This is a genomic window from Streptomyces rubradiris, from assembly GCF_016860525.1.
GTDB lineage: Bacteria > Actinomycetota > Actinomycetes > Streptomycetales > Streptomycetaceae > Streptomyces > Streptomyces rubradiris.
The window spans coordinates 982,592-1,006,740 of sequence record NZ_BNEA01000001.1 but is presented as its reverse complement, the minus strand read 5'-3'; the positions used below and the strand labels follow the sequence as shown (position 1 = coordinate 1,006,740).

The 24,149-nt window shown below is 73.2% G+C and carries 21 protein-coding genes; 12 read left to right on the top strand and 9 right to left on the bottom strand.

Translation table 11 applies throughout. The features are described 5' to 3' along the window. Nucleotides 1-5: 5 nt before the first annotated feature. Both Srubr_RS04680 and Srubr_RS04675 read right to left on the bottom strand, forming a co-directional pair. Nucleotides 6-1,877, bottom strand: a complete 1,872-nt coding sequence (locus Srubr_RS04680; RefSeq protein WP_189996335.1) for an AAA family ATPase — start codon at nucleotides 1,875-1,877, stop codon at nucleotides 6-8. A 466-nt stretch (nucleotides 1,878-2,343) separates the two neighbouring features. Then, nucleotides 2,344-2,934, bottom strand: a complete 591-nt coding sequence (locus Srubr_RS04675; protein ID WP_189996336.1) for a uridine kinase family protein — start codon at nucleotides 2,932-2,934, stop codon at nucleotides 2,344-2,346. 317 nt (nucleotides 2,935-3,251) lie between these two features. On the opposite strand from Srubr_RS04675, the gene Srubr_RS04670 reads away from it, so the two are divergent. From Srubr_RS04670 to Srubr_RS04655, 4 genes are all read left to right on the top strand, one after another. Beyond that, nucleotides 3,252-4,208: a hypothetical protein gene (locus Srubr_RS04670; RefSeq protein WP_189996337.1), complete on the top strand. Its 957-nt coding sequence runs from the start codon at nucleotides 3,252-3,254 to the stop codon at nucleotides 4,206-4,208. A 63-nt stretch (nucleotides 4,209-4,271) separates the two neighbouring features. Further along, nucleotides 4,272-5,810 carry an amino acid permease gene (locus Srubr_RS04665; RefSeq protein WP_189996338.1) on the top strand — a complete coding sequence of 513 codons (1,539 nt, stop codon included), beginning with the start codon at nucleotides 4,272-4,274 and terminating at the stop codon, nucleotides 5,808-5,810. A 189-nt stretch (nucleotides 5,811-5,999) separates the two neighbouring features. After that, on the top strand, nucleotides 6,000-7,388 hold the full coding sequence (locus Srubr_RS04660) for a peptidase C39 family protein (RefSeq protein ID WP_189996339.1): 1,389 nt from the start codon (nucleotides 6,000-6,002) through the stop codon (nucleotides 7,386-7,388). A 111-nt stretch (nucleotides 7,389-7,499) separates the two neighbouring features. Next, complete coding sequence (locus Srubr_RS04655; RefSeq protein ID WP_189996340.1) at nucleotides 7,500-7,640, top strand: SCO1431 family membrane protein; 141 nt, start codon at nucleotides 7,500-7,502, stop codon at nucleotides 7,638-7,640. A gap of 108 nt (nucleotides 7,641-7,748) precedes the next feature. On the opposite strand, the gene Srubr_RS04650 is transcribed toward Srubr_RS04655, so the two are convergent. Continuing rightward, nucleotides 7,749-8,981 (bottom strand): glycoside hydrolase family 18 protein, encoded by a 1,233-nt coding sequence (locus Srubr_RS04650; RefSeq protein ID WP_189996341.1) that lies wholly within the window; start codon nucleotides 8,979-8,981, stop codon nucleotides 7,749-7,751. Nucleotides 8,982-9,306: 325 nt separating this feature from the next. Between Srubr_RS04650 and Srubr_RS04645 the strand changes: the two genes are divergently transcribed. Beyond that, nucleotides 9,307-10,479: an acyl-CoA dehydrogenase family protein gene (locus tag Srubr_RS04645; RefSeq protein WP_189996342.1), complete on the top strand. Its 1,173-nt coding sequence runs from the start codon at nucleotides 9,307-9,309 to the stop codon at nucleotides 10,477-10,479. A 491-nt stretch (nucleotides 10,480-10,970) separates the two neighbouring features. On the opposite strand, the gene Srubr_RS04640 is transcribed toward Srubr_RS04645, so the two are convergent. Beyond that, on the bottom strand, nucleotides 10,971-11,405 hold the full coding sequence (locus tag Srubr_RS04640; protein ID WP_189996343.1) for a hypothetical protein: 435 nt from the start codon (nucleotides 11,403-11,405) through the stop codon (nucleotides 10,971-10,973). Between the two features lie 235 nt (nucleotides 11,406-11,640). On the opposite strand from Srubr_RS04640, the gene Srubr_RS04635 reads away from it, so the two are divergent. The 4 genes from Srubr_RS04635 (at nucleotide 11,641) to fxsA (ending at nucleotide 15,768) form a co-directional block, all read left to right on the top strand. Next, complete coding sequence (locus Srubr_RS04635) at nucleotides 11,641-12,081, top strand: Lrp/AsnC family transcriptional regulator (RefSeq protein ID WP_189996344.1); 441 nt, start codon at nucleotides 11,641-11,643, stop codon at nucleotides 12,079-12,081. An 89-nt stretch (nucleotides 12,082-12,170) separates the two neighbouring features. Next, on the top strand, nucleotides 12,171-13,787 hold the full coding sequence (locus Srubr_RS04630; RefSeq protein ID WP_189996345.1) for an amidohydrolase: 1,617 nt from the start codon (nucleotides 12,171-12,173) through the stop codon (nucleotides 13,785-13,787). A gap of 557 nt (nucleotides 13,788-14,344) precedes the next feature. Further along, nucleotides 14,345-15,139: a polyprenol monophosphomannose synthase gene (locus tag Srubr_RS04625; RefSeq protein ID WP_189996346.1), complete on the top strand. Its 795-nt coding sequence runs from the start codon at nucleotides 14,345-14,347 to the stop codon at nucleotides 15,137-15,139. 71 nt (nucleotides 15,140-15,210) lie between these two features. Continuing rightward, entirely contained in the window at nucleotides 15,211-15,768 is a 558-nt protein-coding gene (gene fxsA, locus Srubr_RS04620) for an FxsA family membrane protein (RefSeq protein WP_189996347.1), read from the top strand. 127 nt (nucleotides 15,769-15,895) lie between these two features. Here fxsA and Srubr_RS04615 read toward each other — a convergent pair whose 3' ends face one another. From Srubr_RS04615 to yczE, 3 genes are all read right to left on the bottom strand, one after another. Continuing rightward, nucleotides 15,896-16,270, bottom strand: a complete 375-nt coding sequence (locus Srubr_RS04615) for an RNA polymerase-binding protein RbpA (protein WP_003977404.1) — start codon at nucleotides 16,268-16,270, stop codon at nucleotides 15,896-15,898. 324 nt (nucleotides 16,271-16,594) lie between these two features. After that, on the bottom strand, nucleotides 16,595-17,365 hold the full coding sequence (locus Srubr_RS04610; RefSeq protein WP_189996392.1) for a glycerophosphodiester phosphodiesterase: 771 nt from the start codon (nucleotides 17,363-17,365) through the stop codon (nucleotides 16,595-16,597). 2 nt (nucleotides 17,366-17,367) lie between these two features. Beyond that, complete coding sequence (gene yczE / locus Srubr_RS04605; RefSeq protein WP_189996348.1) at nucleotides 17,368-18,066, bottom strand: membrane protein YczE; 699 nt, start codon at nucleotides 18,064-18,066, stop codon at nucleotides 17,368-17,370. 103 nt (nucleotides 18,067-18,169) lie between these two features. Between yczE and Srubr_RS04600 the strand changes: the two genes are divergently transcribed. Next, on the top strand, nucleotides 18,170-19,675 hold the full coding sequence (locus tag Srubr_RS04600) for an SCO1417 family PLP biosynthesis transcription factor (RefSeq protein WP_189996349.1): 1,506 nt from the start codon (nucleotides 18,170-18,172) through the stop codon (nucleotides 19,673-19,675). A gap of 52 nt (nucleotides 19,676-19,727) precedes the next feature. Here Srubr_RS04600 and Srubr_RS04595 read toward each other — a convergent pair whose 3' ends face one another. Next, nucleotides 19,728-21,338 (bottom strand): hypothetical protein, encoded by a 1,611-nt coding sequence (locus Srubr_RS04595; RefSeq protein WP_189996350.1) that lies wholly within the window; start codon nucleotides 21,336-21,338, stop codon nucleotides 19,728-19,730. Nucleotides 21,339-21,378: 40 nt separating this feature from the next. Then, nucleotides 21,379-21,573: a hypothetical protein gene (locus Srubr_RS04590; RefSeq protein ID WP_030620070.1), complete on the bottom strand. Its 195-nt coding sequence runs from the start codon at nucleotides 21,571-21,573 to the stop codon at nucleotides 21,379-21,381. Nucleotides 21,574-21,876: 303 nt separating this feature from the next. Between Srubr_RS04590 and Srubr_RS04585 the strand changes: the two genes are divergently transcribed. Both Srubr_RS04585 and Srubr_RS04580 read left to right on the top strand, forming a co-directional pair. After that, on the top strand, nucleotides 21,877-22,269 hold the full coding sequence (locus Srubr_RS04585) for an ankyrin repeat domain-containing protein (protein ID WP_189996351.1): 393 nt from the start codon (nucleotides 21,877-21,879) through the stop codon (nucleotides 22,267-22,269). A 300-nt stretch (nucleotides 22,270-22,569) separates the two neighbouring features. Next, nucleotides 22,570-23,988, top strand: a complete 1,419-nt coding sequence (locus tag Srubr_RS04580; protein WP_189996352.1) for a HEAT repeat domain-containing protein — start codon at nucleotides 22,570-22,572, stop codon at nucleotides 23,986-23,988. Nucleotides 23,989-24,149 lie beyond the last annotated feature (161 nt).

Below are 24,149 nucleotides of genomic sequence, written 5' to 3'. Positions count from 1 at the left end.
GCTCCCTAGTACGACGCGGACGGGTCCTGCGGTCCCCGCCCCGACAGCACCTCGCCGTAGGCCTGCATCAGGTCGGGCAGCCGCAGGGTCGCCAGGTCCTCCCGGGACAGCGGGCCCGCGTACGACGACAGCCGCAGGTCCCGGTACGCGCAGCTCTTCTCGTACAGCGTCCGCAGGAACCGTCCGTTGCCCAGCTCGTCGATCCACCCCTGGCCGACCACGTGCCCGGCGATCGAGCGCAGTTCCTCCAACGCCTCCTCGTCCCACTGGTCGCCGTTCTCCGCCGCGAGCACCTTGCCGATCTCGGTGAGCTCCTGCGGCCGGTACGAGGGGAAGTCCACCCGGGTGGTGAAGCGGGAGGACAGTCCGGGGTTGGCGGCCAGCAGGCGGTCCATGCCCTCCGGGTAGCCGGCCAGGATCACCACCAGGTGGTCGCGGTTGTCCTCGGCCCGCTTCAGCAGCACCTGGAGCGCCTCGTCGCCGTAGGCGTCCCCCTTGCCGTACCCGGAGTTGGACAGCGAGTACGCCTCGTCCACGAACAGCACCCCGCCGATCGCGGAGTCGATCAGCTCGTTGGCCTTCACGGCCGTCTGCCCCAGGTACTCGCCTACCAGGTCGGCCCGCTGGGCCTCCACGAGGTGGTCGCCGCCGAGCAGGCCCAGGGCGTAGAACACCCGGCCCAGGATGCGCGCGACCGTGGTCTTGCCCGTGCCGGACGGCCCGGAGAAGACGAAGTGCCGCTTGGGCGGCTGCACCGGCAGGCCCTGTCCGGCCCGCAGCCGGGCCATGTTCAGCTGCGCGGACAACGCCTTGACCTGGCGCTTGACCGGCTCCAGGCCCACCATGCGCTCCAACTCGGCGAGCGCCTGCTCGAGCAACGCGGGGTCGGTCGGCCCGGCCGGGACCGGCGGGGCGGAACCCTGGGGGCCGGTCCTGGTCCGCACCGAGGGGTCGGCCACCGACGGCAGCGGCCCGGCCGGCGGGTCGGGCTCCGGCAGCCGCAGATCGCGGCCCTCGGTGCCGAACAGCGGATCGAACCCGTCGGGGCCGTCCACCGTGTCCTGTCCCGCGCCGGTCAGGGTGATCGCGGCGAGGTCGCCCGTCTCGTCGTACCCGTCGCCCTCGGCGATCGCCGCGAGCCGGGCCGAGGTGTCCATGAAGGCCGGGTCCACCCGGTGCACCGCCCGGTACAGGGGGAGCGCGGCGGCCGACCGCCCGGTGCCCTCGTGCGCCCGCGCCAGCCAGTAGCGCAGCTCCTTGCGCTGCGGCTGCTCGCTGCGGCACCGCATCAGCGCGGCCGACAGCAGCGGTTCGGCCTGGCCGTACATCTCCAGCCGGACCCGGGCCATGCCGCCGAAGAGGCCGGCCTCGATGCCGAGCAGCGGATCGTCCAGCAGCGGGTCGGTGTGCCGGACCAGCTGGTCCCAGTCCTTGACCAGATAGGCGCGGCAGGCGTGCAGGAAGCGGACCTGGGCGTCGGTGTCGACCGGGGGCAGTCCGGCGAGCGCGCGGTCCAGCTCGGGCACGTGCCGGCCGTCCAGCCAGTGGGAGGCGTGCGCCAGCAGCAGATCGCGCGGGCTCTCCAGCACCGGCTGCACCCACCAGCCCAGCCAGTACCAGGAGTTGAGGGCGCGGCGGTGCCGGGCGCGCTGTTCGCCGAAGCGGTCGCGGTGCCGGAACATGCGCAGCAGCGCGGTGGTGGTGTCGACCCGGAGCGCGTGCAGCCCGAGCCAGGCGTCCGCCATGCCCGGGTCCATCCGCACCGCGGTGCGGAACTCCTCCTCCGCCTGCGGGTAGGCGCCCATCGTGTAGGCGTCCACGCCCCGCAGCCAGGCGAGGTCGGCCGGCGCCTCGGGGCCCTGTGTGCCGAAGTCCATCACGTCCCCCACAGACCATGCACCCGTGGTTCACCACCGGGCAGTCGCCCGATGGCCACCGCGGTCGAATCTCCGTACCGCGGACCGGAGTTGCAGGTGCGCGAGGCCGCCGCTCGAAGGTCGCACCGAGGGCATCGTACCCGCGGGGCGGGTACCTGCCGAAGGGTGCGGCACAGGGCGTTCGGCGAGGTGGGAGCAGACGGGGCGCACGGGATTTCGTGACCGAGGGTGAGAGGGCCGCCGCGCCGGCGCGCGGGATGCGGGCGCCGCGGGCAGAACGAAGCCCCCGGTCACGGGGGAACAACCGGGGGCTTCGTGTGGGCGGGCGGCTCCGAAAGCCGCACATTCAGAACGTAAGTCCTGTACGGGCCCTCGGTCAAGCGAAGTTGAGGTACTGGGGAAACTTCTGCCGCAAGAGTCTTCACAGGTTCACCACATCGCGGAGGGTGTGTCACCGAGCGTCACATCAGGCGTGGGTCCGGGGGCTCGCGGCCGGTCCCGGCAGCATCTCGTACCCCTCCGGTCGCTGGAGTACCAGGAGATCCGCGTGGGGGCGTGAGGGATCGGTGACGAAGTGCGCGTGCTCCGCCGCGACCCATCCGTCCCAGAAGTCCCGTTGCTCCGCCCCGTCCCGCCGACGGCCGCGCGCCCAGGACTCCTCCCGGGGCAACTCCATCCACAGCAGCCGGGCCAGATGGGGCCGCAGCGCCCGGCGGCCGGCGCCGACGCCCTCGATCAGCACCACGGGCGCGGCCGGCACCGGGCGCGGGGCGCCGAAGGCGCGGGCCCGCCAGTCGTAGGGGGTGACGTACCCGTCCTCGCCCCGGCCCAGCGGTTCGATCACCTGGGTCATGAGCCGGCCGGTCCAGGCGAACAGGTGCTCATGGCTGGCGAAGTCGTCGAGGTGGACCACCGGCGCCCCGCCCAGCGCCCGCGCCAGCCGCCCGGCGAAGGTCGACTTGCCGGATCCGGCGTGCCCGTCCACGCCGATCAGCCGGACCGGCCCCAGGGACGGGGGAAGCCCGCGCAGCCGGGCGGCGAGGTCGTGGATGGTCATTCCCGGGGTGTGGTGCGAGGGGGGCGTTTTCCGCACGCCAGTCTAGTTTTCCGCACGCCAGTCTAGTGGCGGGCCCGGCGCAGGGCGGGGGCGGCAGTCTGCGAGGGCCGGCCGCCGGAAGCCGACGAGCACCGACGGGAGTGGCCGCGGGGAAAACGTCCCGCCTTGAATCACCGGCCGCGGGCCAGTCGAAGGCGTCGATGAACAATCCGAATCCGCTGACCGATATGTCGAATTCAGCGTTCCGGGTGTGGCCCACGCTGAGTAAGGTGCCTCCTGCGCAACGTGATGCGTCGCACGGTGACGGGCAGGGGGATATGGCCGCGGACTTATTCGAAGGGCACTATGTGTGGCATCCGGCGGCCGACGACCGGGTGCTGGCGCGTGTCTGCGTCGACGTGCGAGCCGGGCGCTACCGGTCCGCCGACGAGGCCCTCGCCGAGACCCGTACCGACTTCGGCCTGCGCGCCCACCGCTCGCTGGTGCTCGCCTCCGAGGCGGCCGGCACCGATCTGGTGGAGCGCTGGCTCGCCGAGGAGCCGACCCCCGAGGCCGCGCTGATGTGGGCGCGGGTGGCCGTGCAGCGGGCCCTGCGGGCCGCCGACGCGCGCGACGAGCGCGCCGAGGCGCTGGAGCGGATAGCGCTGGCCGCCTGCGACCGGGCCGCCGAGGCGGCCCCCGCCGACCCCACGCCCTGGGTCGCCCGGCTCTCCATGGCCCGGCTGCACCGGCTGCGCGACCCGGCCCCGAAGGGCCTGCTCACCTCCCCGCCGGGTCCCTGGCGGCTGTTCGCGCACATCCTGTCCCTGGACCCCTGGCACCGGGAGGCCCACCACCGCTTCCTGTCCTGCTTCTTCACCCGCCACGGCGGCTCGGTCACCGCCGCCTGGGACGTCGCCGCCTTCCTCAGTCAGCGGGCCCCCGCCGACTCCCCCCTGCGGCTGCTGCCCCTGGTGGCCCTGGTGGAGAGCTACAACCCCACCCAGCTGCTCGCCGACCGGGTCTGGGAACAGCCCCAGTGGCGCTCCACCGCGCTGGCGATCTACCAGAACTGGCTTCCCACGGTGGCCGGTTACCGCTTCACCCCGGTGCTCGACCTCGCCTACCTCGCGCACGCCCTGGTGATGGCCCAGCGCGAGTTCGAGGCCCGGGCGGTGTTCGCGGCGATGGGCCCGTACGCCTCGCGCATGCCGTGGAGCGCCTTCGGGGACCCCGTCGAGCAGCTGTCCCGGGCCCGGCGCGCCTGCGGCCTGCCCGTCCCGGGTCCGGGCTGACCCCGCCCGTCCTCCCCGCCCCTTCTTGCCACTCCTCGTCCCCGTCCAGAGAAAGGCCGATCCGTGTCGGAACGGATGTCGACTGCCCGGGCGCGCGCCCGGGGCGCGGACGCCGTCGTGCTCGACGACGACGCCACGCTGCACGCGATGGGTTATCCGCGCAAGCTTACCCGGCGCTTCAAGGCGTTCGACAATTTCGCGATCTCGTTCACCATCATCAATATCCTCTCGGGAATCTTCTCGTCCTTCGGATTCGGTCTGAACGCGGGTGGCCCGCGCATTCTCGTGTTCGGCTGGATCGGCGTCTCGGTGATGGTCCTGCTCATCGGAGCGGCCATGGCGGAGGTCGCCTCCGCCTATCCCACGAGCGGCGCCCTCTATTTCTCCGCCGGTAAACTCGCCAAGCGGCACAAGGGCGCCTGGTCCTGGTTCACGGGCTGGCTGAACTTCGTGGGCCAGATCGGCGGCACGGCCGCCACCGGATACGCCGCGGCCACCTTCATCCAGGTGTTCGTGGAGCTCCAGTGGCCGTCCTACCACCCGACCGCGCACCAGACGGTGCTGATCACGGCCCTGATCATCGTCCTGCAAGGGCTCGCCAACACCTTCACCGTGCAGCTCGTCGCCATACTGAACCGCATTTCCGTATGGTGGCTGCTGATCGGACTGGTCGTGATCGTGGGCGCACTCATCGTGATACCCGACCAGCATCAGTCGGCGTCCTTTGTCACGCATTTCGAGAACAACACCGGCTTCACCAGCGGGCTTTACGGCGGCATGCTCGGCCTGCTGGTCACCAGCTGGACGTTCACCGGTTTCGACGGCAGCTTCCACATGTCCGAGGAAACCGTCCAGGCGACGGTCAGCGCCCCGAAGGGCATCACCCGTGCCATCGCCTGTTCGGCGGTCGCCGGCCTGGTGCTGATGCTGGCACTGGTCTACAGCATCGGCGACTACGCCAAGGTGGCCGGCGCCGCCGCCCCGCCCGTCCAGATCCTCATCGACGGCCTCGGGCTGCGCACCGCCAAGGTGCTGCTGCTCATCGTCATCGGCGCGATGCTCTTCTGCGGTCTGGCCAACCTCACCAGCAACACCCGGCAGATCTTCGCCTTCTCCCGGGACGGCGCCATGCCCGGCTCCCGCTGGTGGCACTCGGTCTCGCTGCGCACCCGTACGCCGGTGAAGGCGGTGTGGCTCGCGGTCGGCTGCTCGCTGGCGCTGGTGGTGCCGGGCTGGTGGTCGCACACGGCGTTCACCGCGATCGTCAGCGTCAACGTGGTCGGCCTCTTCCTCGCCTACGCCGTGCCGATCTTCCTGCGGCTGCGGCTCGGTGACTCCTTCCAGCCCGGCCCCTGGCACCTGGGCCGCTGGGGCAGGCCGATCGGCTGGCTGGCGGTGGTGTGGATCCTGCTCAGCAGCGTGCTGTTCATGCTCCCGCAGGCATCGCCGATCACCGTCGACTCCTTCAACTACGCCCCGATCGCGCTCGCCGTCGTCCTGCTGATCGCCACGGTGTGGTGGTTCGCCACGGCCCGCCGCCGCTTCCAGGGACCGGTGAGCTACGGGCGGCCCGACGAGGTCGCCGCGATGGACCTGGTCTGACCCCGCCGGGCCCGGGCGGCCGTCCGCCCGGGCCCGCGGACAAGGGGACACCCCCGGCTCCCGCCGCCAGTGGCCGAGACCAATATTCCTGGCGCGGCGTGCGCCGAAGTGCTGGCAGCGCGCTACGGCCTGCTCCATAGTTACCGCACCGGACCAGCCCGACTCGGACCCCAGGGGGTCGTCGCGCCCATGAGCAGAGCCGAACAGCCCTCCCGCAGAACCGTTCTGGCGGCGGCCGTCGCCGCGACCGTGGCCGGCACCGCGACGGTGGCCGGCCCCGCGGCCCCCGCTGCCACCGCCGCGCCGCGATCCGCCCTCGACGCCGACGGCCCCGCGCCGGCGCAAGCCCGCCCGGTCGACCACCACGCCTGGACCACGTACCGCGACTGGCGCCTGGGGACGGCCGAGGGCACCCGGGCCGTCGCCGGACGCCGGCCCGGCCTGGTGATCGGCACCCCCGCAGGCCGTACCGACTACACCGACCCGCACACCGGCACCACCGCCGCCTGGGAGTACGCCACCTGGACCGGCCCCGAACACCGGCTCACCGTGCCCGCGACCGAGGTCGTCGCCTCCTGGAACGCGCACACCCCCGGCGGCACCTGGCTCCAGGCCGAGCTGCGCGGCACGTACTCCGACGGCACCGGCACGCCCTGGTACGTGCTGGGTCGCTGGGCGGCCGGCGACCAGGACATCCGGCGGACCTCGGTGGACGGCCAGAGCGACGGCAAGAGCACCGTGTGGACCGACACCCTCGCCGTCGACGACCCGGGCAGCGGCCTGCGCCTGACGTCGTACCGGCTGCGCCTGACCCTCTACCGCAGGCCCGGCACCCGGCTCACCCCGACCGTCTGGCGGCTGGGCGCGATGGGCTCCGACGTCCCCGACCGCTTCACCGTCCCGGCCTCCACCCCCGGCCTCGCCCGGGAACTGGCCGTCCCGCGCTACTCGCAGGAGATCCACAAGGGCCAGTACCCCGAGTACGACAACGGCGGTGAGGCCTGGTGCAGCCCGACCTCCTCGCAGATGGTCATCGAGTACTGGGGCGGCCGGCTCACCCCCGAGCAACTGTCCTGGGTGAACCCGGCCTACGCCGACCCACAGGTGTGCCACGCGGCCCGCCACACCTACGACCACCAGTACGCGGGCTGCGGCAACTGGCCCTTCAACGCCGCCTACGCGGCCACCTTCCCGGGCCTGCAGGGCGTGGTCACCCGGCTCTCCTCGCTCACCGACCTGGAGACGCTGATCGCGGCCGGCATCCCGGCCATAACGTCCCAGTCGTTCCTCAAGAGCGAGCTGACCGGGGCCGGTTACGGCACCGCCGGCCACCTGATGACGGTCGTCGGCTTCACGGCCGACGGGGACGTGATCGCCAACGACCCGGCCTCGCCGAGCGACGAGGAGGTGCGGCGCGTCTACAAACGGCGCGAATGGGAAAACATCTGGTTGCGGACGAAGCGGTACAACGCCTCCGGCAAGGTCGTCTCCGGCACCGGAGGGGTCTGCTACCTGTACTTCCCGGCCCGTCCGACCCCGCGCCAGCGCAGGGCGCTCGCCGCGGTGGGCGTGCGCTGAGCCGCCGCCCTGTGACCAAGCTCATCGTCGCGAACGCCGACGCGGGTGGCATGGTGGACGTCAGGGGTGGGGGATTTGCTCCGTAGACGTCTGATTTCTGTGAGTGACACCATGACCGCACACCCGGCCACCGCCGCCCGCGCCGTCACCGGCGGCCCCAAGGAAGACGGCCCCGACCTGCTTGAGCACGTCATGGGCTGGGTCCTCGTCGCGGTGTTCGCGATGCTCGTGACCCAGCTCGGACTGCTCTGAACCGACGCCTCGAAGCGGCGCCTTCCGTCGCCGGCCCGGTCGCCCGCGCCGCCGCCCGCCCGCCGGGACGACTGACGGGCGGGCGGACGGCCGGGGTGGCCGACCGGGCTAGTTGATCGCCTTGATCAGCTCACCGTTCGCGGTGTCGCCGCTCAGCTCCCAGAAGAAGGTGCCGCCGAGGCCCTGCTGGTTCTTGTACGTCATCTTCGTGGCGATGGTCGCCGGGGTGTCGTAACTCCACCAGTCGCTGCCGCACTTGGCGTAGGCCGTACCGGCCACCGTGCCGGTCGCCGGGCACTTGGTCTTGAGCACCTTGTAGTCGTCGATGCCCTGCTCGTACGTGCCGGCCGCCGGGCCCGTGGCCGTACCGCCGGGCGCCGCCTGGGTGACGCCGGTCCAGCCGCGCCCGTAGAAGCCGAGGCCGAGCAGCAGCTTGCCGGCCGGGACGCCGAGCCCCCTGAGCTTGCTGATCGTCGCGGAGGTGTAGTAGTTCGCCTTCGGGATGCCCGAGTAGGAGTTCAGCGGGGAGTGCGGGGCGGTCGGGCCCTTCGCGTCCCAGGCGCCGAAGTAGTCGTACGTCATCGGGTTGTACCAGTCGACGTACTGGGCGGCACCGGCGTAGTCCGCCGCGTCGATCTTGCCGCCGCTGGTGGCGTCCGCGGTGATCGCCGCGGTGACCAGGTTGCCGGAGCCGAACTTCGCGCGCACCGCGGCCATCAGGGTGCGGAACGCGTCCCGCCCGCTGGTGTCGCAGGTGTTGCCGCAGGCGTTCGGGTACTCCCAGTCGATGTCGATGCCGTCGAAGACACCGGCCCACTTCGAGTTCTTCACCAGGTCGTAGCAGGACTGGGCGAAGGCGGCCGGGTTCTTCGCCGCCTCGCCGAAGCCGCTCGACCAGGTCCAGCCGCCGAAGGACCACAGGACCTTCAGGCCCGGGTGCTTCTTCTTCAGCTTCAGCAGCTGGTTGAAGTTGCCGCGCAGCGGCTGGTCCCAGGTGTCGGCGACGCCGTCCACGGACTCGGCCGCGGTGTAGGCCCGGTCGGTGGCCGCGTAGGAGTCGCCCATGGCGCACTTGCCGCCGGTGACGTTGCCGAAGGCGTAGTTGATGTGGGTCAGCTTGGCCGCGGAGCCCGAGGTCTCGATGTTCTTGACGTAGTACTTGCGGTCGTAGGTGCCCCATTCGGTGAAGTAGCCGACGACCTTGGAGCCGGCCGTGACCTCGGGGGCGCTCGGCGCCGCCGCGGTGGCGGTGCCCGTCCCGGCCAGCAGCCCGGCGCCGAGGGCCGCGGTGCACGCGGCCGAGACGAGCGCCCGGACGAGCGAGCGGTGGGGAGTGTGCATCGGGTGTCTCCTCGTGGGGGAGGGGAAAGCGCGCCGATTGGCATGAACGCGGTAAGGCGTGGGCTGCACAGTAGGAGGACTAGACCAGTAGGTCAATGGTGCGGACCAATTTCACGGGCGAGTGAAACCCGCGCCGGAATCCTGAAGTGAGCGGTCGTTAACTGGTGACGGGAGGTCGCCGATCGGGCATACTCACAGCGCATGCCGCTGGTCAGCAGGCTTCCGAGACCCGGAAGCGGGCGCCTCGGCACAGCGGAACGAGCAGGCGGAGCCGCCCTCACCACGGGCCGTGCCGCCGGTGTCCGAACAGGGAGGAGCCGACGCCATGTCCGACCGTGCGCCGCAGCCGGTGGAGCGTCAACTGCCGACGGAAGAGGCGAAGGATCTCCTCGCCCTCGTCCGGGAGATAGCCCAGCGCGAGATCGCGCCGAAGGCCGCGGAGGAGGAGGACGCGGGACGCTTCCCGCGCGAGGTCTTCACCCTGCTCTCCGAGTCCGGCCTCCTGGGCCTGCCGTACCCCGCCGAGTACGGCGGCGGCGACCAGCCGTACGAGGTCTACCTCCAGGTGCTGGAGGAACTGGCCGCCGCCCGGCTCACCGTCGGCCTCGGCGTCAGCGTGCACACGCTCGCCTCCTACGCCCTCGCCACCTACGGCAGCAAGCAGCAGCAGGTCGAGCACCTGCCCGCGATGCTGGGCGGCGGCCTGCTCGGCGCCTACTGCCTGTCCGAGCCGTCCTCCGGGTCCGACGCCGCCTCCCTGCGCGCCAAGGCCGTCCGAGAGGGCGACACGTGGGTGATCGACGGGACCAAGGCCTGGATCACCCACGGCGGCATCGCCGACTTCTACACCGTGATGGCCCGCACCGGCGAGGACGGCCCGCGCGGGATCACCGCCTTCCTCGTCCCCGGCGACGCGCCCGGCCTGAGCGGCGCGGCGCCCGAACGGAAGATGGGCCTGAAGGGCTCGCCCACCGCCCAGGTGCACCTCGACGGCGTCCGCGTCCCGGACAGCCGGCGCATCGGCGAGGAGGGCCAGGGCTTCTCCATCGCCCTGTCGGCGCTCGACTCCGGCCGGCTCGGCATCGCGGCCTGCGCCGTCGGCCTCGCCCAGGCCGCCCTGGACGAGGCGGTCCGCTACGCCGTCGAGCGGCGCCAGTTCGGCCGGCCCATCGCCGACTTCCAGGGCCTGCGCTTCATGCTCGCCGACATGGCCACCCAGATCGAGGCGGGCCGCGCGCTCTACCTCGCCGCCGCCCGGCTGCGGGACGCGGGCCGGCCGTTCGCCAAGCAGGCCGCCATGGCCAAGCTGCACTGCACCGACACCGCCATGAAGGTCACCACGGACGCGGTGCAGATCCTCGGCGGCTACGGCTACACCGCCGACTTCCCGGCCGAACGCTACCTGCGCGAGGCCAAGGTCCTGCAGATCGTCGAGGGCACCAACCAGATCCAGCGGATGGTCATCGCCCGTCATGTGGCGGGCCCAGAAGATCGCTGAACTGGCCCGGGTGGACCGTCGGGGCCGCCAGCCTGGCCCACTCCGGGTCGTGGCGGCCCGGCAGAGTGCGGCCCCGGTCCGCCCAGGCCCGCATCAGATCGCGGTAGATCGGCGGGTCCTGGGACGGGGGCGGCGGAAGCGTCTCCGCCGGGCGGGGGACGAAGATGCGGCGCTGACGCCCGGTCGCCGGGTACGTGGGGGTCATACCCGGGCAACGCGCCGACGGCTGGACAGGTCACCCCCCGGCGGAATCGAGCGTCAGTCCACACACGTCCGACGCCCCCACCGTTCTGACGATACGTCAGTGGACCGTTGACCGGCGGATGTTCGCCGGCCGATGACCGTCTGCGCACTCCGGAGAGCTTGATCGCGACGACTTGTCCCGCCGGAACCGTCCGGGCCGGGCGGGGCGGACCCGGGCACGCCGATCCCGCACCACGACAGCCGGTGCGCCATGGTGCGGGGTGGAAGACGGGCAGGGGTGAGCCGGCTCAGGCCGCCTGGTCGCGCATCACCGGTACGCGCATCGGGCGCGAGCCCGGGCCGCCGACGTGCGAGAAGGGCTGCGTCCGCCAGTCCAGGCCCTGGGGGAGCGTGAGCAGCAGGGCGGTGTCCTGCTCCTGCGGCTCGACGGACTCGTCCGCGGGGCGGGCGTCGGCCGCCGGACGGCCCGTGCCCGCGCACACCGTGAGCCCGAAGGGGTTCCACGGCGAGGCGCACAGCGCGTGCTCCGGCAGGGTCTCCTCGTCCGCCAGCAGCGCGATCGGCTGTGCGCAGTCCGGGCAGATCACCCGGTACATCTCGAAGGTGTCGTAGGCGTCCGGTTCCTCGTCGTAGGCGTCGGGTTCGACGCCCTCCGGCTCGGGCTCGACGACCGGCTGCGGCCGTGCGGACACAGTTCGACCAGGGCGATGGGTACTCTGCATGGGATTCTCCCCCTAAGGCTGGGCCGTGAAAGGCACTGCGGCCTCGACCACACCAAGCACTTCCCGTCCGGTCCCGGCGGTAATCACGAGAACATCACGGAGCCCGCCCGGACCGTGTGGTGTTCGTCACATGCCGCGCGCAGATGCCCGTCCCGGCGCATTTTCCGGGGAACGGGGCACGGCCCGCGTCTGCGAGGTATCCGTGGAGATCAAGCGCACTGTAGGTTTTGGCGGCATGGAGGAGCTGGACCGTCAGATCGTGCAGCTGCTCGTCACGGACGGGCGGATGAGCTACACAGACCTGGGCAAGGCCACGGGCCTGTCCACGTCGGCCGTGCACCAGCGGGTGCGCCGGCTGGAACAGCGTGGCGTCATCCGCGGCTACGCCGCGGTGGTCGACCCGGAGGCCGTCGGGCTGCCGCTGACCGCGTTCATCTCGGTCAAACCGTTCGACCCCAGCGCCCCCGACGACATCGCGGACCGCCTCGCCGACGTCCCCGAGATCGAGGCATGCCACAGCGTCGCCGGGGACGAGAACTACATCCTCAAGGTGCGCGTGGCCACCCCGCACGAACTGGAGGAACTCCTGGCCCGCGTGCGCTCGCTGGCGGGAGTGTCGACCCGTACGACGGTGGTCCTGTCGACCCCGTACGAGGCCCGCGCGCCGAAGATCTGACCCGGCCCGGCGCGGCGCACCGGCTTCCGGTGCCGCCCGGACCCGCCCCGGGCGCGGCCTTTCCCGGGCGCCGGGAGAAACTGTCGGCCATGAGCAACCGCACCGCCGAGCCCCCCAAGACCGTCCTGCTCCGCCGCGGCGAGGTGCACAGCCCCGCCGACCCCTTCGCGACGGCGATGGTCGTGGAGGCGGGCCATGTCGCCTGGGTCGGCTCCGAGGGCGCAGCCGACGCCTTCGCCGACGGCGTCGACGAGGTGGTCGACCTCGACGGCGCCCTGGTCACCCCGGCCTTCACCGACGCCCATGTGCACACCACCGCCACGGGCCTCGCCCTGACCGGCCTCGACCTGTCCGGCGCCCCCTCCCTGGAGGCGGCCCTCGCCCGCGTCCGTGAGTTCGCCGCCGCCCGCCCCGGCGACCGGGTGCTGCTGGGCCACGGCTGGGACGCCGCCCGCTGGCCCGGCGGCCGCCCGCCGACCCGCGCGGAACTGGACGAGGCCACCGGCGGACGCCCGCTGTACCTGTCCCGCATCGACGTGCACTCGGCGGTCGTCAGCACCGCCCTGCTGGACCTGGTCCCCGCCGCCGTGCCCCGCGACGACGCCCCGCTCACCCGGGACGCCCATCACGTCGTACGCGAGGCCGCGCTCGGCGCCATCACCCCCGCCCAGCGGGAGGAGGCCCAGCGCGCCGCGCTGGCGCACGCCGCCTCGCTCGGCATCGGCACCGTGCACGAGTGCGGGGGCCCGACGATCTCCTCCGAGGACGACTTCACCGGCCTGCTGCGGCTCGCCGCCGAGCTGCCCGGCCCCCGCGTGGTCGGCTACTGGGCCGAACAGGCCGGCGAAGGAGTGGCCAGGGCCCGTGAGCTGGGCGCGGCCGGTGCCGCCGGCGACCTGTTCGCCGACGGTGCCCTCGGCTCGCACACCGCCTGCCTGCACGAGCCCTACGCCGACGCCGGCCACCGCGGCACCGCCTACCTGGACGCCGACGCCGTCGCCGCCCACGTGGTGGCCTGCACCGAGGCGGGCCTCCAGGCAGGCTTCCACGCCATCGGCGACGCCGCCGTGACCGCCGTGGTCGAGGGCGTGCGCGCCGCCGCCGAGAAGGTGGGCCTGGCCCGGATCCGCGCCGCCCGGCATCGTGTCGAACACGCCGAGATGCTCACCCCCGAGACCGTCGCCGCCTTCGCCGAGCTGGGCCTGATCGCCTCCGTACAGCCCGCCTTCGACGCGCTGTGGGGCGGCGAGGAGGGCATGTACGCCCGGCGGCTGGGCGCCGAGCGGGCCCGCACCCTCAACCCGTTCGCCGCGCTGCTGCGCGCCGGAGTACCGCTGGCGTTCGGCTCGGACAGCCCGGTCACCCCGCTCGACCCGTGGGGCACGGTCCGGGCCGCCGCCTTCCACCGGACCCCCGGGCACCGGATCTCGGTCCGGGCCGCGTTCACCGCGCACACCCGCGGCGGCTGGCGGGCCGTGGGCCGGGACGACGCGGGCGTCCTGGTGCCAGGCGCCCCCGCCGACTACGCCGTCTGGCGCACCGACCGGCTCGTCGTGCAGGCCCCCGACGACCGGGTGGCACGCTGGTCCACCGATCCGCGCTCCGGCACCCCCGGCCTGCCCGACCTCACCCCGGGCCGTGACCTGCCGGTCTGCCTGCGCACCGTGGTGGGCGGACGGACGGTGTTCGTACGGCCGGGCGAGTGATCTCCCGGGGTGGCGCGGCGGCCACCGGCCGCCGCGGCCCCGCCGCCCCACCTGCGCATCCTCCCCGCCGCCCCCGGCTCCGACCCCGTTACCCCAGCTCAGAGGGCTGTTGACAGTCGGCGGCCGGGGGCCGGTAGGTTCGGCCGGGTCCACCACCGAAAGGCCCGACCGGGGCTGTTCGCACGGCTCGTCGCAGCGCCGCCGGGTCAGGGACGGTGTGCCGCACCGGGGCACCGTCGCTGGGAGCCAGGCTCAGCGCCCGCGCCGGCGAGGGAACGCCCCGGACGGTCGGCCGGTGCGACCCGGGTGGGGCCCGGGCGCTCCCTAGACAACGGCTCTCGGTAGATCCGCAGCCAGCGGGTCCCAGGTCGGCCCGAAGGGCGCCGGGCCCCCATCCGCCGTGGCGCGTTCCGTTCGGCGCTCGGCGGGAAGGTACCGAAAAGCATCACCCCTACCCCGTTTCCGGGGAAACGACACCACAAGATGCCTGCGCCATCGCGTCTTCCCAGGCGGCGGCCACTATGGTGGACCCTTGCGTACGACATGAAGGGGCAGCAGTGAACGACGGCGACGGGGCCCTCGCGGCCACAGCCCAGGGACGACAGTTCGGTCCGCTCGGCACGGCCTTGGTGATCATTCCGACCTACAACGAGGCGGAGAACATCAAGACCATCGTGGGCCGGGTACGCGGCGCCGTTCCCGAGGCGCACGTACTCATCGCGGACGACAACAGCCCCGACGGCACCGGCAAGCTCGCCGACGAACTCGCCGCCGACGACGACCACGTCCACGTGCTGCACCGCAAGGGCAAGGAGGGCCTCGGCGCCGCCTACCTCGCGGGCTTCCGCTGGGGCCTGGAGCGGGACTACGGCGTGCTGATCGAGATGGACGCCGACGGCTCCCACCAGCCCGAGGAGCTGCCCCGGCTGCTCACCGCCCTCAAGGGCGCCGACCTGGTCCTCGGCTCCCGCTGGGTGCCCGGCGGCCGGGTGGTGAACTGGCCCAAGTCCCGCGAGTTCCTCTCGCGGGGCGGCTCGACCTACTCGCGCCTCATGCTCGACGTGCCGATCCGCGACGTGACGGGCGGCTTCCGGGCCTTCCGCCGCGAGACCCTGGAGGGCCTGGGCCTGGACGAGGTCTCCTCGCAGGGCTACTGCTTCCAGGTCGACCTGGCCCGCCGCGCCGTGAAGGCCGGCTATCACGTCGTCGAGGTCCCCATCACCTTCGTCGAGCGCGAGCTGGGCGACTCCAAGATGAGCCGGGACATCGTGGTCGAGGCGCTGTGGCGGGTCACCTCCTGGGGCGTCGGGGACCGCATCGGCCGGTTCGGCGGCAAGGACAAGCGCGCTTAGCACACCGGGTCACGGCCACGGCCGGTCACTCCCTTATCCGGTGCTGAGCCGCGCCCAGGCACACTGGGACCATGACGACTGGCGCTCCGACCTCCCCGTACACCGCCCGCCGCCGGCGCTCACGGCTGCGCAGGTATCTGCCGCTGGGCCTGGCCGCCTGGCTGGTGCTGGAGATCTGGCTGCTGACCCTGGTCGCGGGCGCGGCGGGCGGGCTCACCGTGTTCCTGCTCCTCGTCGCGGGCCTCGTGGCCGGCTCCGTGGTCATCAAGCGGGCCGGCCGCCGCGCCTTCGCGAGCCTGAACGAGGCCATGCGCCAGGGCGGCTCGCCGGCCCGCGGCGGCGGCAACGGCCTGATGATGCTCGGCGGTCTGCTGCTGATGATCCCGGGCCTGGTCTCGGACGCGGCGGGCCTGCTCCTGCTGCTCCCGCCCGTCCAGCGGGCGGTCGGCCGGCTCGCCGAGAACGCCCTGGAGCGCAGCCTGCGCCGGGTCGCCCCGGGCAGCCTCGGGGACGTGTTCCAGCAGGCCCGCATGCACCGGCCCGACGGCAAGGTGGTGCCGGGCGAGGTCATCAGGGACGACGAGCCGCACGACGCCCCGCCGGGGCCCCGTCCGCCGCTGACGCGCTGAGCGGTCCCGGTGGGGGGCGCGCCCCCGCGCCCCCACCGCATACGACGGCGGGCGCCGTACATGGAGACCATGTACGGCGCCCGCCGTCGTATGCGTCGCGCTGTGTATCGGCCGTGCCGCGCGGGGACTAGGCGCTCTTGCGGCTGTCCCGGGGGTGCACCGCGATGTTCATCGCGCCGGAACGCAGCACCGCCAGACGCTCCTCGAGGACCTCTTCGAGCTCCTCGCGGGTGCGCCGCTCCATCAGCATGTCCCAATGGGTACGCGCGGGCTTGGCCTTCTTCTCCTCAGGGCCGTCGCCGTCCACCAGGAGTGCCTGGGCACCGCAGACCTTGCACTCCCACTCCGGCGGGATCTCCGCCTCCACAGAGAAGGGCATCTCGAAGCGGTGCCCCTTCTCACATGCGTACTCCACGGCCTGGCGCGGGGCCAGGTCGATGCCGCGGTCCGTCTCGTAGCTGGTCACCACGAGGCGCGTACCGCGAAGAGCTCGCTCACTCATGAATCGTGCCTCCCGGGCTTGTCGCCCACAGGACAGGTGTCGCTGTCGTCGTCATCCGGTCAACGTCCGGTCGGCGGTAAAGATTCCCGTTCCGGGTCATGCGTCGCCGTCGTAGCCGCCCCTTGTTCTACCCACAGGCGCCCGGTTTGTCACATCTGCTAGCAGATGTCACCCAGCGTTTCGGCATCTTTGACGCGCAGTAACGGTACGCCTGGCAGGCCAAACGCGTACACTACCGCCCTTTCGCTCCGAGTGCGAAATCGCTTCCGGAACCACCGGCACCGGCCCCCCTCGCGCAGGCCGGGAAGGAGGCGTTCGGGGCGGTCAGGCCCAGACGCCGCGCTCCTCCATGACCTCGCGCAAGGTGCCGATGTGATCCGTCATGATGCCATCGACTCCGAGGTCCAGGAGCCGGTGCATCCGCTCCGGCTCGTTGACCGTCCACACGTGCACCTGGAGTCCGCGCGCGTGGGCGGCGCGGACGAAGCGGTGGTCGGCGACCGGCACGCCCGACTGGAACTCGGGCACCTGTGCGGCCACGGCCGACCGGCGCACCGCGGCCGGCAGGCCCCAGGAGCGCAGCCGCAGGCCCAGCACCCCGCGCGTGCCGAACGAGGTGGCGAGCCGGGGCCCGGCCAGTCGCTGCGCGCGCAGCACCCGCGCCTCGGAGAAGGAGCCCACGCAGACCCGGTCCCAGGCGTCCGCGCGCTCGACCAGCTCCAGCAGGGGGCGCAGCGCCGGCTCCGCCTTGACGTCGACGTTCCAGCGCACCCCGGGGAAGGTCTCCAGCAGCTCCTCGAACAGCGGCACCGGCTCCCGGCCCGCCACGCGCGCGTGCCGTACCTCCGCCCAGGGCAGGTCGGCGATGCGGCCCGCGCCGTCGGTCACCCGGTCCAGCGTGGCGTCGTGGAAGGCGACCAGCCGGCCGTCCGCCGTGGCGTGCACGTCGGTCTCGATGTACCGGTAGCCCAGCTCCACCGCCCGCCGGAACTGCGCCACGGTGTTCTCCAGGCCGTCGGCCGCGCCGCCCCGGTGGGCGAAGGCGATCGGCCCGGGGTGGTCGAGGTACGGGTGGCGCGGGGCGGGCGGCGTCAAGGTCACGGATGCAGTATCACTCGCTCGGGTGTCCCGCCGGCGACGATCGTGCTGCCCGCCGGTGCCGGCGGGACGGCGAACCCGCGCAGGAACACCTGCGCCAGCGGGCCGATGGACACGGCGTACAGCACGGTGCCCACCCCGATGGTGCCGCCGAGGACGAACCCGGTCACCACCACCACGACCTCGACCGCCGTCCGCATCAGCCGGATCGACCGGCCGGTGCGCCGGTGCAGCCCGGTCATCAGCCCGTCGCGCGGGCCGGGGCCGAAGCGCGCCGCGATGTACAGGCCGGTCGCCATGCCGTTGAGGACGATGCCGGCGAGGAGCAGGGGCACGCGCAGGGCGAGGGAGCGGACGTCCGGGAGCAGCGCGAGGGTGCCGTCCATCGCCAGGCCGACCACGAAGACGTTGGAGACCGTGCCCAGTCCGGGCCGCTGCCGCAGGGGGATCCACAGCAGCAGCACCGCCGCGCCCACGATGATCGACAGCACCCCGATGCTGAGTCCGGTCAGTTCCGCGAGCCCCTGGTGCAGCACGTTCCACGGCTCCAGGCCCAGCCCGGCCGCCACGAGCAGCGCGGAGGAAGCGCCGTAGAGCGCGAGCCCCGCGTACAGCTGGACCAGGCGCCGGCCGAGCCGTCGGCCGGACGCGGGTGTGCCTGCGGTGGACGCGGTGGACGCCGAGCCGGCAGTGGACATGGAAATACCCCCCTGGGTGGTGGCGGTGGCCTGACGCATGTCACTCTGTGGCTTGGCGATCCTCGCCATCCATGGCCAATCCGGGGAAGGTGGACTGATCTTCATGGCGCAGTGGACCTCGGCGGTGGGGGCCGCACAGCTCGCCCGGCTCCTCACCTCCCAGCAGGACCGACCGGCCGGCCCCGGCACCCGCCGTCCCCCCGCCTACCGCGCCCTCGCCGACGGCATCCGGCTCCTCGTCCTGGAGGGCCGCGTCCCGGTGGCCGCGCGGCTGCCCGCGGAACGCGAGCTCGCCCTCGCCCTCGCCGTCAGCCGCACCACCGTCGCGGCGGCCTACGAGGCGCTGCGCGGGGAGGGCTTCCTGGAGTCCCGGCGCGGCGCCGGCAGCTGGACCGCCGTACCGGCCGGCAACCCGATCCCCGCGCGCGGCCTGGAACCGCTGCCCCCGGAGGCCCTCGGCTCGATGATCGACCTGGGCTGCGCCTCGCTCCCGGCGCCCGAGCCGTGGCTCACCCGGGCCGTGCGGGGCGCCCTGGAGGACCTGCCGCCGTACGCCCACACCCACGGCGACTACCCGGCCGGGCTGCCCGCGCTGCGCTCGATGATCGCCGAGCGCTACACCGCGCGCGGGATTCCCACCATGCCGGAGCAGATCATGGTGACCACCGGCGCGATGGGCGCCATCGACGCGATCTGCCATCTCTTCGGGGGCCGCGGCGAACGCATCGCCGTCGAGTCGCCGTCCTACGCCAACATCCTCCAGCTGATGCGTGAGGCGGGCGCCCGGCTGGTCCCGGTCGCGATGGCCGAGGGGCTGTCCGGCTGGGACATGGACCGCTGGCGCCAGGTGCTGCGCGAGGCCGCGCCGCGCATCGCCTACGTGGTCGCCGACTTCCACAACCCCACCGGTGCGCTCGCCGACGAGGACCAGCGGCGCCGGCTGGTGGACGCGGCGCGCTCGGCCGGCACCGTGCTCGTCGCCGACGAGACGATGAGCGAGCTGTGGCTCGACGCGGACGTCCGGGACGGCATGCCCCGGCCGGTGTGCGGCTTCGACCCGGCCGGCTCCACGGTGATCACGGTCGGCTCGGCCAGCAAGGCGTTCTGGGCGGGCATGCGCATCGGCTGGGTACGCGCGGCGCCGGACGTCATCCGCAGCCTGGTCGCCGCGCGGGCGTACGCCGACCTGGGCACGCCGGTGCTGGAGCAGTTGGCCGTCAACTGGCTCTTCAGCACGGGCGGCTGGGAGCAGGCGGTCGAACTGCGCCGGGCACAGGCCCGGGAGAACCGGGACGCCCTGGTGGCGGCGGTGCGCCGGGAGCTGCCGGACTGGGAGTTCGAGGTGCCGCGCGGCGGGCTGACCCTCTGGGTCCGGGCCGGCGGCCTGTCCGGCTCCCGCCTCGCCGAGGCCGGCGAGCGCACGGGCGTCCGGGTCCCGTCCGGGCCGCGCTTCGGCGTCGACGGCGCGTTCGAGGGTTACGTGCGGCTTCCGTTCACCGTCGGGGGAGCGGTGGCGGACGAGGCGGCCTCCCGGCTGGCCGCGGCGGCCCGCCTGGTGAAGTCGGGGGCGACGGGGGCGACGGAGTCGCCGCGCACGTTCGTGGCGTAGTCCGGCCGGCGAGTTCCCCCGCGCCCCCGGCCAGCGCCCGGCACCGGTCCCGTCAGGACTCCGCCGTCATGGCTTCCGCCGGTACCGGCGTCTTCTCCGCTGCCGGTTTCGCCAGGTCGGCCGGCCCGGCCCCCACGGCGGCGGCCCGCGGGGGCAGCAGCCCCAGCACCGCCTGCCGGTCGGCGTCGCTCGTGGCGTCGTCGTAGGGGTCGGGCGTACGCGGCACCTGGAGCCGGTGCACCGGGCCGGAGCCCAGCCGGGCGTACCCCCGCCCGGGCGGCACCCGCGTCGGCGGGGTCGTGTGCGGCGCCGCCCCGAGCACCGCCTCCACCTGCTGCGGCGCGGTGGCCCCCAGCACGACCCGCGCGCGTGTGTGCTGCCGTACCGCGTCGCCGAGCGTCTCCGCGCTGTCGAACTGCTCGGCGACCACCACCGTCACGTTCGCCGCGCGGCCGTGCCGCAGCGGCACCTGGAGCAGCGCCTGCGGGTCCTTCCGCCCGTCGGCCGCCGCGAGGTGCGTGAAGACGGCGGGCCGGTCCAGCACGATCCACAGCGGACGCCGGGTGTCCGCGGGCGGCGGGTCGCCCGCCTGCCGGGCCAGGTTGACCGCGATGAGCCGCCGCTCGGTCTCCCGCGCCGCCCACTCCAGGCTGGCCAGCGCCCCGGCGAGCGCGCACTCCACGGCCAGTACGCCGTCCCGGCCGGTCAGGCAGGCGTACTCGCCGGTGCCGCCGCCGTCGACGATCAGCACATCGCCGTGGCGCAGGGCCTGCAGGGCAATGGAGCGCAGCAGGGTGGACGTGCCGCTGCCGGGGTGGCCGACGGCCAGCAGGTGCGGCTCGGTGGAGCGGATGCCGGTGCGCCAGACGACCGGCGGGACGTCGATCCGTTCCTCTCCGTAGGAGAGGGGAAGCGTGCGCTGGACCTCGCTGGGGTCGGTGTAGCCGAGGACGGTCTCGCCGGGCGCGGTGACGAAGGGCTGGGCGGGGATGTCGGCGGGCAGCGGGGCGAGGACGGTCACGGTGAGCCGGTTGCCCTCCTCGTCCCAGTCGAAGTGGTACTCGCGGCCGCGCCCGGCCTTGGCGGTGAGCAACTGCTCGACCCGCGCGCGGGCCTCGGGTTCGCCGTCCGGGAAATAGGCGGGGTAGCGGATCACCAGGTGGCCGACGCGCCCGGCGTCGTCGAACTCGTAGGCGGTGAGGGCCTTTTCCCACTCCCCGCCGTGCGCGTACAGCGGCGCGGGGTCCTCGGGGGCGGAGAAGTACGGCACCAGGGCGTCGTAGAGCGCCTTGAGGCGTTCGGTCTGGGAGGCGTCGGGTCCCGCGGGCACCGACGGGGTGCGGTCGCGGCCCTGCCAGGCCGCCGCCGCCATCACCGTGACGACGGCGAGCAGCGGCCCGTACGGCATCAGGGCCACGACCATGACCGCGGAGGCCGCGAGGAACAGCAGCGGCCCGCGTCTGTCCTTGGGCGTGTCCGCCCACCTGCGACGGCCGGCCGAGGCCAGCACCCGCAGCCCGCGCGAGACGGTGATCAGCGGATGGAGGACGTCGGTGGCGCTGTCGGCCGCCGTCCGGGCCAGTTCCCTGCTCCGGGCGAGCTGCATCCGCGCGAGCTGGGCGCTGTCCTTGCTCAGAATGCGGGGGAGAGGGCGCCGGGCCACTGCTGACTCCTGATCATGCGTGCGGGCGGTACGGGCGGGGTCAGAACTTGATGCCGCCCAGGAGGCTGGCCAGGCTCTCTCCTCCGGCTTTGATGCTCGGGGCGATGCCTGTGGTGGACAGGTAGAAACCGAACAGGGCCGACACCGTGGCGTGCGAGCCCTTCAGTCCGTCCTTGCGGAAGAACAGGAAGACGACGATGCCGAGCAGCAGCACGCCTGAGAGGGACAGGATCATTTGGGGCCTCCTGGTGTCGAAGGTGGGGGACAGTCACCATGAGTTCTTCCAGGATCACAGGATGTATCCATACGATTAAAGGTGCAACTGGGTGAAAAACGGCTTTTCTCGCTCCCTCGGAGGAAGCGGTTGCGGCCCGGTTGACCAGTGCTGTTGCCTCCTGCGGGGCCCGTCGGTGATCTTTACCTCGGGCACATCGGGTCATGTGCCCCGAGAGCCAGTACGCTGGCGATTCACTCGTACGAAGCAGTCCCCCGCATCAGCGAAGCAGTCCCCCAATCAGCATGGAGAGGCGGTCCGGCCATGAGTGAAGCCCCCGACCCCGAGGTCGTGGAGCTGGCGACCAAGATCTTCGATCTGGCCCGGCAGGGGCAGACCGAGGCGCTCGTGGCGTATGTCGACGCGGGCGTCCCCGCCAACCTCACCAACGACCGCGGCGACTCCCTGGTGATGCTCGCCGCCTACCACGGCCACGCCGACACGGTCCGCGCGCTGCTCGCCCGCGGCGCCGCCGCCGACCAGATCAACGACCGGGGCCAGACCCCGCTCGCGGGCGCCGTCTTCAAGGGCGAGACCGAGGTGATCAAGGCCCTTCTGGAGGGCGGGGCCGACCCCGCCAAGGGCACGCCGTCGGCCGTCGACACGGCCCGGATGTTCGGCAAGGCGGAGCTCCTGGAACTGTTCGGCGAGCGCTGAACCGAGTATTCCGACCAGCAACGACACGGAAAACGGGGGAGGCGGTACAGGGCCGCCGGAAATACGGTCGCGGCAGCACACGGCGCGGGTCATCATGACGACGTGATTCACGGACGCGATGGCTGGGCAAGTGTTGCCGCACCGCGCGGGCCGTGATGCGGTCCGCATGGGCCACCGACGAGAGGCAGAGAGAGATGGTCTACAGCAAGCAGGAAACGGCGGGCGCCCCGACGTTGTGTCGCGCGGCCAGGTAACGCGTGTTCACCGGTTGCGTCGACGCTTGATGTGAGGCTGTTTCCCATGTTCGAACCGGTCATAGCGCCCAGCGGCACCCTGCTCGGGCTGCTCCAGCGCGGCCGTGGCGACGGCACGCTGCACGCGCTGACGGCCCCGCGCGCCGAGGCGCTCGCGGCCCTGAACCACTGTGTGCTGCGCGACCCCCGCCACGACTGGCAGGTGGAGAACCGCTCCCTCTACTACGCCCGGCTCTACCTCGACCTGAACGGCGATCTGGATGCCGTGGAGGCGCACCTCTTCGACGCCGAGGACGTGCTCGACACCGACGAGTCCCGCACCGGCCTGGCCCTCGCCGTCCTCGGCCACCTCGCCTCCTACGGCCGGCGGGACGCCCTCGACCTGCTGCGCAGATACGCCGCGCACGGCTCCAACTGGGCCTGGGCCCTCGACGAGCTGGCCCTGCGGGACGACGACGCGGGCCTGCGCGCCCTCGCCGCCCCCGTCCTGGCCCGCTTCGCCACCGACCCCGAGGGCGAGGCCGAACTGGCCGCCGCCGTGCGGGACGCCTTCGAACCGCGGCCCTGGCGATTGTGGGCCGAGGACCCGCGCCCGTCGATCGCCGCACGCGTGCGTGCCGCCCAGGAAACCGGCTGTTTCGACCGCTGGCAGCGGCAGCTGCGCCCCACCGGACCCCGGCCCGGCTGGAGCGTGCGCGCCGTCTTCGAGTGGGCCCAGCAGGGCATGGAGCGCGGTGCCGCCCTCCATGTGCCCGCCGCCCGCTGTCTGGTCGCCGTCGCAGGCCCCGAGGACCGGCCCGAGATCCTCCAGGCCGCCAGGAACGGCGTCGACGGAGCCCGCTGCACCGCCCTGCGCTACCTCGCCGACGGCGACGACCCCGACGCCCTCCAGCTGATCGAGGCCGCGGTCGCCGACGGAACCGCCGTCGTCGTGGAGGCCGCCGTCGACGCCTTCGAACGGATGCGCAGTGCCGCCGCCGTGGACCGCGCGCGAGGCTGGGCCCGGCGCCACGACGCGCTCGGCGCCGCCGCCGGCCGCATCCTGGCCTGCCGCGGCGGTGCCCGCGACCGCGACCTCGTCCTCGCCGCCCTGCGCGAGGCCGTGCGCGGCGAGGGGCCCGACGCGCCCACCCTGTGGACCCTCGTCGACGGCGCCGGACGCCTCGGCATCGGCTGCGCGGCCCCCGTCCTGCGGCACGTCTACCGCGAGACGGCCTCCTCCCACCTGCGGGGCCGCACCGCCCGCGCGCTGGCCGCGACCGACCCCTCCTTCGCCGCCGGCTTCGCCGTCGAGTGCCTGTGGGACTGCGAGGAGACCACCCGCGAACTCGCCGCCCGGCACGCCGAGACCGGTGACACCCGGGTCGTGGAGCGCCTGCGCCGGCTGGCCGCCGACCCGGCCGAGGAGGCCGAGGTGCAGACCGCCGTACGCAGCCGCTTCGGGCCCGACGCCGCCCTCGGCTGACCCTCCCTCGCACTTCCGGCCGGGGTGGACGACCGCCCGGCGGGTGAACTCCGGATGACCCGCGGGCCAGGCCGCCGTGACAGCCGCCCGACCTGCGGGGGCGAGCGGTGCGGGGGCTGCCTGGACCGTGGGGGCGGGGTGCCGTGAGGGGGCGCGGGCGG